Source organism: Microbacterium testaceum, assembly GCF_001476655.1.
GTDB classification, from domain to species: domain Bacteria; phylum Actinomycetota; class Actinomycetes; order Actinomycetales; family Microbacteriaceae; genus Microbacterium; species Microbacterium testaceum_C.
The window spans coordinates 22,490-33,500 of record NZ_LDRT01000067.1 but is presented as its reverse complement, the minus strand read 5'-3'; the positions used below and the strand labels follow the sequence as shown (position 1 = coordinate 33,500).

At 72.8% G+C, this 11,011-nt stretch carries 10 protein-coding genes; 4 read left to right on the top strand and 6 right to left on the bottom strand.

What is annotated here, in order from left to right:
• Positions 1-263 precede the first annotated feature (263 nt).
• Positions 264-1,217 (top strand): hypothetical protein, encoded by a 954-nt coding sequence (locus NS220_RS10590; protein ID WP_058624023.1) that lies wholly within the window; start codon positions 264-266, stop codon positions 1,215-1,217.
• A 23-nt stretch (positions 1,218-1,240) separates the two neighbouring features.
• Complete coding sequence (locus NS220_RS10585; protein ID WP_058624022.1) at positions 1,241-2,821, top strand: carboxylesterase/lipase family protein; 1,581 nt, start codon at positions 1,241-1,243, stop codon at positions 2,819-2,821.
• Positions 2,822-2,946: 125 nt separating this feature from the next.
• On the opposite strand, the gene NS220_RS10580 is transcribed toward NS220_RS10585, so the two are convergent.
• From NS220_RS10580 to NS220_RS10565, 4 genes are all read right to left on the bottom strand, one after another.
• Positions 2,947-3,930, bottom strand: a complete 984-nt coding sequence (locus NS220_RS10580) for an LLM class F420-dependent oxidoreductase (protein WP_058624021.1) — start codon at positions 3,928-3,930, stop codon at positions 2,947-2,949.
• Positions 3,931-4,123: 193 nt separating this feature from the next.
• Positions 4,124-5,089: a site-specific DNA-methyltransferase gene (locus NS220_RS10575; RefSeq protein ID WP_242864594.1), complete on the bottom strand. Its 966-nt coding sequence runs from the start codon at positions 5,087-5,089 to the stop codon at positions 4,124-4,126.
• Positions 5,068-6,117: a lipoate--protein ligase family protein gene (locus NS220_RS10570; protein ID WP_058624019.1), complete on the bottom strand. Its 1,050-nt coding sequence runs from the start codon at positions 6,115-6,117 to the stop codon at positions 5,068-5,070. The genes NS220_RS10575 and NS220_RS10570 overlap by 22 nt, the downstream gene beginning before the upstream one ends.
• An 89-nt stretch (positions 6,118-6,206) precedes the next feature.
• The gene (locus NS220_RS10565) at positions 6,207-7,139 is read right to left on the bottom strand and encodes a DMT family transporter (RefSeq protein WP_058624018.1); all 933 of its coding nucleotides are present in this window, start codon (positions 7,137-7,139) and stop codon (positions 6,207-6,209) included.
• 71 nt (positions 7,140-7,210) lie between these two features.
• Here NS220_RS10565 and NS220_RS10560 point away from each other — a divergent pair, with 71 nt between their 5' ends.
• Positions 7,211-8,119: a LysR family transcriptional regulator gene (locus tag NS220_RS10560; protein WP_058624017.1), complete on the top strand. Its 909-nt coding sequence runs from the start codon at positions 7,211-7,213 to the stop codon at positions 8,117-8,119.
• A 64-nt stretch (positions 8,120-8,183) separates the two neighbouring features.
• On the opposite strand, the gene NS220_RS10555 is transcribed toward NS220_RS10560, so the two are convergent.
• Together NS220_RS10555 and NS220_RS10550 are read right to left on the bottom strand one after the other, a co-directional pair.
• On the bottom strand, positions 8,184-9,158 hold the full coding sequence (locus NS220_RS10555) for an acetylxylan esterase (protein WP_058624016.1): 975 nt from the start codon (positions 9,156-9,158) through the stop codon (positions 8,184-8,186).
• An 8-nt stretch (positions 9,159-9,166) separates the two neighbouring features.
• A complete protein-coding gene (locus tag NS220_RS10550) occupies positions 9,167-10,138 on the bottom strand; it encodes an acetylxylan esterase (RefSeq protein ID WP_058624015.1) in 972 nt (323 codons plus the stop codon).
• A 47-nt stretch (positions 10,139-10,185) separates the two neighbouring features.
• On the opposite strand from NS220_RS10550, the gene NS220_RS10545 reads away from it, so the two are divergent.
• Positions 10,186-10,986, top strand: coding sequence for a DeoR/GlpR family DNA-binding transcription regulator (locus NS220_RS10545; RefSeq protein ID WP_193755338.1), 801 nt, complete (start codon positions 10,186-10,188; stop codon positions 10,984-10,986).
• The last annotated feature ends 25 nt before the right edge of the window (positions 10,987-11,011 follow it).

Genomic DNA, 11,011 nt, shown 5'->3' with positions numbered 1-11,011 from the left:
TAGTTTGATCATAGCGAGCAGCCAGAGATCTAAACGCGTAAGAGCGTCGGCAGCGGCAGAGGTGTATAAGGGACAGCCGGTGCAGCGAGTGCCCGCGCCCGCGCGAGCACTCGCTGCACCGTCGCGGACCCGCACCTTCACGCGAGAAACGCCGCCCCTGACGAGACACGGTGCCGCACCGCGTGTTTCGCACGACACGGCGTTTCTCACGCGGCAAGGGCGGCGACCTGGCGACGCCCTCCGGCCGGGCGTAGCCTGCCCAGATGACCGACGACGATGTCCTGGCCTGGCTGGCCGACAGCGATCCGAGCCTGCGGTGGAAGGTCGAACGCGACCTTCTCGACGCCCCCGAGGAGCGATGGCAGGCGACCCGCGCCCGGGTGCCGCTCGAGGGGTTCGGGGCCCAGCTTCTCGCCGTGCAGGGAGACGACGGGCTCTGGGCGGGCGGCGCGCACTTCCCCGCCGATTTCACGCGGGGCGACCCGCAGCCGTGGACGGCGACATCCTGGTCGCTGATGAGCCTGCGCGAATGGGGAGTGGATGCCGAGGCCCTCCGCCCCGACACCGCCGGGCTCCTCGCGCGCAACGCGCGCTGGGAGTACGACGACCTGCCCTTCTGGGGCGGCGAGGTCGACGCCTGCATCAACGCTTTCACCCTCGCGAACGGAGCGTGGCTCGGAGCGGATGTCAGCGGCATCCGGAACTGGTTCGTCGAGCACCAGCTCGGTGACGGCGGCTGGAACTGCGAGTGGGTGGAGGGGTCGATGAGGTCGTCGTTCCACTCCACGCTCAACGCGGTGATCGGGATCCTCGACGACGAGTGGCGCACCGGGGGCACGCCGGACCTGCACGCGGCGCGCAGGGGTGCCGAGGAGTATCTGCTCGAACGGCAGCTGCTCTACCGGCTGTCCACCGGCGAGCGGCACACGTGGGCGCATCACCTGGGGTACCCGTTCCGCTTCCGCTACAGTGCGCTCCGCGCCCTCGATCACTTCCGCGCCGCGGCTCGGTTCGACGGCACCGCGCCCGACCCGCGTCTCGCCGACGCCATCGCGCGCGTGCGGACGTCGCGCGATGCCGACGGCACCTGGCATCAGGCGTATCCGCCGGAGGGGCGCGAGTGGTTCCCGGTCGACGTTCCGGCGGGCGAGCCCTCGCGCTGGCTGACGTTCTTCGCCCTGCGCACCCTGCGCTGGTGGGACGACGATCGGGGCTGAGTCCGGACGTGCAGGATGGGGGCATGGATGCCGCCGTGCTCGCCACCACCTCGAAGGGACGTGTGCGGGGATTCCGCCGCGGTCGGACCGCCGTGTTCCTCGGCATCCCGTTCGCGCAGCCCCCGGTAGGGCCGTTGCGCTTCGCCGCGCCGGTGCCCGTCGAGCCCTGGGAGGGCGACCGCGACGCGACCGCCTACGGGCCGACCGCGCAGCGGGGCGACGCCGGCATCACCCTCATCCCCGAGCCGAGCGTCCCGGGCGACGCCACCCTGAACGTCAACGTCTTCGCGCCCGCCGATCGGGATCCGGATGCCGCCCTCCCGGTGCTCGTGTGGATCCACGGCGGGGGCTACACCTCGGGGTCGCCCGCGAGTCGGTGGTACGACGGCGACGCGTTCGCGCGAGACGGGGTGATCACCGTCGTGATCTCGTACCGGATCGGCTTCGACGGCTTCGGCCTCATCGAGGGGGCGCCCGCGAACCGCGGCCTCCGGGACCAGATCGCCGCCCTCGAGTGGGTACGCGACGAGATCGGGGCGTTCGGCGGCGACCCGGCGCGTGTGACGGTAGCCGGGCAGTCGGCGGGCGGCGGGGCGGTTCTCGCGCTGATGGCGAGTCCGGCGGCATCCGGACTCTTCCACGGCGCGATGGTGATCTCGCCCGCGATCGGCGCCGTCACCGTCGACGCCGCCCGGCGCTTCACCGAACGCGTGGCGGCGCTGGCCGGCGTCGCCGCCGACCGCGAAGGCTTCGCGACCGTGCCCGAGGAACGGCTGATCGCGCTGCAGAAAGCCGCCGGCAAGCCCGCGCGCGGACGCGCCCTCGCGGTGCTGGCGGCACTGTTCGACGAGGGGCTTCCCCTTGGGCCGGTGGTCGACGGCGATGTGCTGCCGCGGCATCCGCTCGAGACGCTCGCCGCGAAGCCCGGCGTGCCCCTGGTCATCGGCTCGACCGACGACGAGTTCACGATGTTGACCTCTCGCTACCGGGCCGCGCTGCGGGTCGTGCCCGTGTCGCTGGCGCTGGCCGTGCTGGGTCTCGGTCGCTCGCGGAGGCGCGCCTACCTCGAGCGCACGCGGCGTCGGGGAACGGCGGCGGTGCTCGGTGGGTACGCCACCGACCGGGTGATCCGCGCGACCGTGCTGCGCGCGGCGCGGGCAACGGCTGTCGCTCTCGCCGAGGCGGAGAGGACAGCGGATGCCGCGACGACGGCGTCCGGTGCCCCGACGGCGGCTCGCAGCGCGAAGAAGACGGCGGGTGCCGCGGCATCGCACGGCGGCTCGCTCGCCGTGTCGAGGCCCGCGACCTGGGTCTACCGCTTCGCCTGGTCGTCGCCGGTGTTCGGCGGGGCATGCCACTGCCTCGACGTGCCCTTCTGGTTCGATCACCTTGACGCCGATGGGGTGACCGCGATCGCCGGAGACTCCCCTCCGCGGGCACTCGCCGACCAAGTGCACGGTGCGGCGGTCGCGTTCGTGAGAGACGGCGACCCCGGGTGGCCGCGGTGGGATGCCGCGGATCGGCGTGCGCGGGTGTTCGACGTCACGGCATCCGCCCCGCCCGTCGAGGTCGGCGCCTACGCCGACGTGGATCCGCTCGTCTGACGCGCGCGGTGCGTCGAGGTGAGTGGGGCGGGGCGGGGAGACCGCCGTCGGGGCGCGGCTGCTCTCGGGCATCGGAGCATCGGGGACGGCTGCTCTCGGGCACAACAGCCGCCCGCCGCGCGCTCCTACAGGGCGGGGATCACCTCGCGCTCGAACAGCGAGATGCCGGAGGTGTCGTACGCCGCCTCGGGGAAGTAGTGGATCGCGTAGCCGAGGCCGTGCGCGGCGCGCTCGCGCAGACGCTCGACGATCTGCTCGGGGGTGCCGAACGCGTCCGATGAACGGTAGTCGGCCTCGATGGCATCCGCCCGCTCGTCACCCACGTGCGGACGAAGACGCGCGACGACGGCCGCCAGACGCTCTTCGGCCTCGGACTCGGTCTCGGCGACGATCGTGTTGAAGTTCGTCGACTGCGTGATCTCGCCGACATCGCGACCGAGCGCGTCGCAGTGCCCGCGCAGGACCGCGGTCTTGTGCTCGAACTCCTCGATCGAGCCGCCGAAGTTCGTGTACGAGGCGTACTTCGCCGCGATCTTGAGCGTGACCTTCTCACCGCCGCCCGCGATCCACAGCGGGATGCCGCCGTCTTGCAGCGGCTGCGGCTGCACGATCGCGCCCTCGACCTCGTAGTACTTCCCGGACAGCGTGGCCTCGCCCGTGGTCCAGGCCTGGTGCATGATCTCGACCCCCTCGCGCAGGCGGCCGAGGCGCTCGCCGATCGGCGGGAAGCCGTAGCCGTACGCGCGCCACTCGTGCTCGTACCAGCCGCCCCCGATGCCCATCTCGGCACGGCCGCCCGAGATCGCGTCGACGGTGGCCGCGACCTTCGCGAGATACGCCGGGTTGCGGTAACCCATGCAGGTGCACATCTGGCCGAGGCGCACGCGGTCGGTCGCCGCCGCGAAAGCCGCCATGAGCGTCCACGCCTCGTGTGTGGCCTCGGCACTCGGGACCGGCGTGGTGTGGAAGTGGTCGTAGACCCACAGCGATGCCCAGGGGCCGTCGTCGGCGCTCTGGGCGAGCGCGTTCATGACGCGCCAGTGTTCGGAGGGGTCGATGCCGACGAGGTCGAAGCGCCAGCCCTGGGGGACGAAGATTCCGAATTCCATGGGCTCACCCTAGGCGCGGCCGCCGACATCGGGGGCCGCAGGCCGGGCGAGCCGGCACCATCCCGCGGAAACGGCGGACGACACGCCGCCACGAGCACACCGCCCACGGCGCGTCCACCCTCCGACTCCGCACGACGGCACGGCACAGGCCACGACGGCACTGCCGCGACGGCGCGGCCGCAACCAAGCCCGCTCAGCCCGCGAACGGCTCCAGGCGCTTGTGCATCACGGCCACGGCATCCGCGTTGTCGTCGATGAGCACGGCGTCGCGGCCGAGCGGGGCGGCGACCGCGCCGAGCGTGCCGCTGCCGGCGAACATGTCGAGCACGCGATCGCCGGGGCGGCTCGAGGCCTGCACCATGCGCCGCAGCACGCCCTCGGGCTTCTGCGTCGGATAACCGGTCTTCTCGCGGCCCGTGGTCGGCACGATCGTGTGCCACCAGACGTCCGTGGGCATCTTGCCACGCGCGGCCTTCTCGGCGGTCACGAGACCGGGAGCCATGTAGGGCTCGCGGTCCACGGCATCCGAATCGAAGAAGTAGGTCGCGGGGTTCTTCACGTACACGAGGATCGTCTCGTGCTTCGTGGGCCAGCGGCGCTTGGTCTTCGCGCCGTAGTCGTACGCCCAGATGAGCTCGTTGAGGAACTTGTCGCGACCGAACAGCGCGTCGCACATGACCTTGGCGTAGTGCACCTCGCGGTAATCGAGGTGCAGGTAGAGCGTGCCGTCATCGGCGAGCAGGCGCCACGCCTCGATCAGTCGCGGCTCGAGGAAGCCCCAGTAGTCGTCGAAGCGGTCGTCGTAGGTGCGCAGGTCTCCGCGCAGCCGCGCGTACTCGCGCCCGTGGAAGCCGCGCTGCACCACAGGCGGCGGGGGCGGCTCCTCCTCGGGGAAGTCGAGCATGTTGGGATCGGATGCCACAGCCTCGGGCTCTGCGGCATCCTGAGGCTCTTCGACCGGGGGCGTCCACGTCGCCGACTCGACGGCCTTCGAGCGGGTACGCCCGGTGTTGAACGGCGGGTCGAGGTAGACGAGAGCGAACGAGCCGTCGGCGTAGGCCGGGGTGACGGTGAGGTTGTCGGCATGGTGGATCTCGACGCGGCCGGGGGCGGGGGCGTCGGGCAGGGCCTCGGTGCTCACGGGACGCGCTGCAGCCACGCGTCGGTGGCGAACTTCGTCTCGACGAGCGCTTCGGCCTCGGCGTACTCCTCGTCGGAGATGTGCCCCTCGGTCGCGCCGTAGAGCGTGGTGAAGGTCTGGATGAAGCGCTCGATGACCTCATCGCGCGGCAGACCGGTCTGACTGCGCAGCGGGTCGACGCGCTTCGCGGCCGAGACGGTGCCCTTGTCGCTGAGCTTCTCGCGACCGATGCGCAGTACCTCGGTGAGGACCTGGCCGTCCATGTCGTAGCTGAGGGTCGCGTGGTGCAGAACGCCGCCGTTGGCGAGGCGCTTCTGTGCGGCTCCGCCGATCTTGCCGTGGGGTCCGGCGATGTCGTTCAACGGTTGGTAGACCGCGTCGATGCCGAGCGAGCGGAGGGCCTGCAGCACCCAGTCGTCGAGGAAGGCGTACGAGTCGGCGAAGGTCATTCCGGCGACGAGGGATGCCGGCACGTACAGCGAGTACGTCACGATCGAGTTCGCGGCCATGAGCATCGCGCCGCCGCCGGAGATGCGGCGCACCACGTCGAAGCCGTGCTTCTCGGCGCCCTCGGGGTCGACCTCGTTGCGCAGCGACTGGAACGAACCGATGACGACGGCGTTCTCGTTCCACTCCCACAGGCGCAGCGTGGGCTTGCGGAGCCCCGCGCCCACGCGGGCGGTGAGCACCTCGTCGAGGGCGAGGTTCATGCGGGGCGAGACCGGGCGATCGTGGACGACCTCCCACTCGAAGTCGGACCAGCCGGGAGCCGTGACCAGCGCGCGACGGATGGCCGTGGCCACCGACTCGGGCGTGAAGCCGAGCAGCTGCGCGCCCGCGGGCAGCGCCTGGCGGATGGCCGCCGCAATCGTGGGGACGTCGGACTCGACGGGCAGCCCGTTCACGGCCGCGTCGATGTCGTCGAGGGCGTCGTCGGGTTCGAGGAAGAAGTCTCCCGCGAGGTGGAAGCCGTGGATGCGGCCCTCGCGCTCCTCGAGGTCGACGACGACCAGCTTTCCCCCCGGGACCTTGTACTCGCCGTGCATGCGTCCAGCCTACGGCGGGGCACGACCGGTCGCCGCGAACCGCGAGACGGCCTCCCGCTGAGGACGCCGTTGCCTGCGGCGGGGAGTCGTCAGCTCCGCGCCGTCTCGGCGGCCTTCGGGGCGGGAGCGGGGGCCGCGGCGCGGTGGCGACGCTCGATCGCCTGGCCCGCGTAGGACGCGGCGATGATGAGCGCTCCTCCGGCCAGGCCGGGCAGACCGAGGGCCTCCCCACCGATCACCACTCCCACGGCGAGCGCCCACACGGGCTCGGTGCCCATGAGGATGCTCGCGCGTGTGGCCGACGTCCGCCGCACCGCCCACAGCTGCACGACGAAGGCGAACACCGAGCACATCAGGCCGAGGAACAGCACGTCGACCCACCCGGATGCCGTGAGCCGGCCGACCGCGAGGGGAAGGTCGGCGCCGGCCACCGCCGACGACGTCAGCGCGCACACGACCAGTTGCACGCACACGACCGCGAGGGTGCTGTCGCGGCGACCTCGCGTGAGATGCCCGCTCGCAGTCACGTGCACCGCACGGACGACGGCGGCGGCGATGACCAGGGCGTCTCCCGCCGTCGGCAGGCGGAACCCGGCACCCGAGACCAGGAGCGCCACCCCGACCACAGCGGCGACCGCGGCGACGAAGTACGACCGCGGCAGCCACGAGCGCGAGGCGATGCTCTCGAGCACCGGGGTGAAGACGAGAGCGAGGCTGATCAGCAGCCCCGCGTTCGTCGCCGAGGTGAGGTGGACGCCCCAGGTCTCGAGGCCGATCACCGCCGCCTGCGAACATCCCAGGAGCGCGGCGATCGCGAGGCCTCGGCCGCGCGGCATCCGTTCCCTCCGGATGAGGCAGATCACGCCGAGAGCGGAGGCGGCGACGAGGAAGCGCAGCGCGACGGCGGGGGCGACGCCCACCTCGGCGGCGAGCTCTTTCGCGGCGAGGAAGCTCGCGCCCCACACCGCCGCCACGGCGATGAGGAGCACGTCGACGACGATCTCGGGCGTACGGCGGGTCATGCGTCCACCGTGGTCGCCGGAAAGCAGAAGAACAAGAACAGCTTGCTTCACCGTCCCGTAAGTTCAGACTTATGGATGCCGCACACCTCCGCCTCCTCCGCGAGCTCGGCGACCGCGGGAGCGTCGCCGCGGTCGCCGTGGCGCTGCACATCTCGGCCTCCGCGGTGTCGCAGCAGCTCGCGCACCTGCAGGCCCGGGTCCCCGTACCGCTCACCGTGCGCCGCGGGCGGGTGCTGACGCTGACCGCCGCGGGCGAGGCGCTCGCGGCGGCGGGAACCCGGGTCGACGAAGCCCTGACGGCGGCGCGGGAGGCGGTCGGCGCGTTCCTCGACAGCGACGACCGCCCGGTGCGGGTGTCGGCTTTCCACAGTGCGGGGCTCGCGCTGTTCGGTCCGCTGTTGCGCGAGCTCGGCGGCATCCCTCCCGTCCGACTCGCGGACGCCGACGTGGCGCACAGCGACTTCCCGGGGCTCACCGCCGACCATGACCTCGTGATCGCGCACCGACTCTCGCACGACCCACCATGGCCCGAGGATCGGGTGGTCGCGTCACCGCTGCTGACCGAACCGCTCGACATCGCCCTGCCCGCGGGGCACCCGCTCGCCGCGCGCGAGGCGTTGATCGCCGACGACCTCGCCGACGAACGGTGGGTGTCGGTGCATCCCGGATTCCCGCTCGCCGGGGTGCTCGATCATCTCGCGGCGCACCTCGGGCGCCCGCTCGACATCGCGCACCGCATCAACGAGTTCTCGGTCACTGCCGAGGTGGTGCGGGCGGGGGCGGCGATCGCCGTGCTGCCGCGGACCACCGGGCTCCCGCTCGCCGGGCACGGGCTCGTGCTGCGGCCCCTCGCCGACCTCGCGCTCGTGCGGCACGTCGACGTGCTGGCGCGGCCCGACGCCCTGGCGTACGCGGCCGTGCGGCGGGTGCTGCGCGCCCTGCGCGCCGTGGCGGGCCGGGCGGCGGAGGCTGCGGGCTGAGGCGGACCCTTCGACGAGCTCAGGGGCCTCCGCCGCGAGGGGACCGCCGACGGTGCTCACGGATTCACGCGAGACGGCGCGCGAGCTCCCTCAGCACGACGAGCTGGTGGTGCGGTCCCCCGCCCTCGTGGCCGTTGTAGGGATAGACGCGGATGCTCTTCTCCCCCGCGTAATGGTTGTAGGCCGCGAACACCGTGGAGGGCGGGCACACGGCATCTCGGAGTCCCACCGAGAAGATCGCGGCAACGCTCGCGCGCGCGGCGAAATTGACCCCGTCGACGTACGACAGCACGCGGAACACCTCGTCCTCGTCGCCCCGCCGGGTCTGCAGATACGTGACGAGTTCGCTGTACGGCGCCGCGTCGGTGAGGGCGACCGCGCGGCGGATCGCGCTGAGGAACGGGAAGTCGACGGCCGCGGCGACGAGCCCCTCGGCGAGCGCCGCCGCCGCGAGCGCGATGCCGCCGCCCTGACTCCCGCCCCACACGGCGATGCGGTCCGGGTCGATCGCCGGGTGCGCACGGACCGCGTCGACGGCGCGGACCGCGTCGCAGAACACGCGACGGTAATACGAGTTCGCGGGGTCGTCGAGGCCGTCCGTCAACCGCCCCGAGGGGTGCGGGGCGCTCCCCACCGGGTCGGGGGTCGATCCGGGGAGGGCGCCGCTGGTCTGTCCGCGTGTGTCCATCACGAGAACGGCGAGGCCCGCGCTCGGCAGCAGCGTGTGCTGGTGCGCGAGGCCGCGGCCGGAGTTGTATCCGATGTACTGCACGACGCAGGGCAGCGGCCCGCTCGCCCCGCGCGGTCGGAGCAGCCACGCCCGGACGGGGTGGCCGCCGAAGCCCGCGAACTCCACGTCGTCGACCTCGACACCGGTGACCCCACTGTCGTGGGCGGCGACGGGACGGAACCGCGGCTCCCACCCGGCCGCTCGCGCCTCGACGAGCGTGTCGGCCCAGAAGCGGTCGAAGTCGGCGGGCTCGTCGCGCGGGGGACGGAAGGTCTCGAGCTGGTCGAGCGGAAGATCGAAGTGCGGCATCGGGCTCCTCAGCGGCCGAGAGAACGGGAGATGTGGTCGCGGGTCGCGGCGAACGCGGCGGAGCGCACCGCGCCGAGGCCGTCGTACTCGCGGTGCCCATACGGGAGGACGGCGAGCTCGAGCTCGGCCCCGGGCGCGGCATCGATCGCGTTCGCGACGGCGAACTGCCCGGGAGGCGGCACGTGCCGGTCGACCAGCGCCGCCTCGACCCGCACGGGCACGCGCGCGAAGCCGGCCGCGGTCGACGCGTCGAAGAAGCGCAGCACCTCGCGCGCGGAAGGATGCGCCGCGACATACTGCCGAACGCGCTCGCCGCTGCCCTCGCACGGCATCCGCAGCCGGAGGTCGTACTGACCGAAGCTCGGGACGATCAGCGTCGCCCCGACGAGCCGCTCGTCCCAGGGCAGCGCGAGGGCCCCGATCCCTCCCCCGAAGCTCTCGCCGACGAGGTAGAGGGGAACGTCCCCGGCGAGGGTGCGCAGCGCGGATCCGGCGTGCCACAGGTCGACCGCGCAGCGACCGAGCACGTAGTCGTCGATCGAACGGATGCCGTGCAGCACATGCCCCTCGGCGGGGGTTGGCGCACCGACCCCGGCGTTCAGGCGTCCCTGTCCCCGGGCGAGCGAGAAGAAGACCGCGGCGTCTTCCGGGACGCGATCGAACTCGGGCTCCTCGCGCCCGCCATAGCCGTGGCTGTGCACGATTCCGACGCGGGTCGGGCGCCCGTCCACGGCCGTGGCGAACCAACCGCCGAGGCGCAGTCCGCCAGAGACGACGTGCTCCACCGCGAACAGGTCGCGTCCCTCGCGGCGGCCGAGCGGGCGCACGCGCAGGTCGGGGTCGACCGCGAGCGCCTCGTCGTACCAGGACCGCCACCGCTCGACGAAGCCGGGCGGAGGCGGCACCGGCGGCACGGCCCGGAGCGCCGCGAGGTCGAAGCCGTAGTCGCCGTCGCCGGGCTCGATCGTCGCGCCCGTCATGAGCGGGCCGCCGTGGAAGACTGGAGGCCCGACCGAGAGGAGCGATCGTGCTCGCCGCCGAACGCCGATCCCGCCTGCTGGCGGAGGTGCGCCGCCACGGCGCCGCCGCGGTTCCGGACCTCGCCGCCGCTCTCGGCGTGAGCGAGATGACGATCCGCCGCGACCTCGACGTCCTCGCCGCCGACGGCCACGTCGACAAGGTGCGCGGCGGCGCCCGCCACCCGCGACCCGGTGACGCCCCCGCTCGCGACCTGACCGCGCAGTCGCGCCGCCACGGCGCGGAGAAGACCGCGATCGCGCGCCGCGCGGCGGCGCTCGTCGAGCCGGGCATGTCCGTGGGACTCAGCGGCGGCTCGTCGACGTGGGCGCTCGCGCGGGAGCTGCGCGGCGTCGCCGACCTCACGATCGTCACCAACTCGCTCCCCGTCGCCGACGTCTTCGCGCGTCCGGACCGCGCCGACGAGCCCTACACGCAGACCGTCGTCCTGACCGGCGGCGTCCGCACGCCCACCGACGCTCTCGTGGGCCCGGTCGCCGTGGCATCCCTCGAGCACCTGCACTGCGATGTCGTCTTCCTCGGCGTCCGCGGGATGGAGGTGACGGCGGGGCTGACCACCTCGAACCTGCTCGAGGCCGAGACCAATCGCGCGCTCGTCGCCGCGGGAGCGCGCGCCGTCGTGCTCGCGGACCACTCGAAGTGGGGCGCCGTGGGGCTCACGACCATCGTCGACCTGAACGAGGTCGATCTCGTGGTGACCGACGACGGGATCGCGGCCGACGACGAAGAGGTGCTCCGCTCCCACGTCGCCGAGCTCTGGGTGGCGCCCCTGGACTCCACGGACGACTGAGGATCGCCGCGCCGCCCGGGGCGGT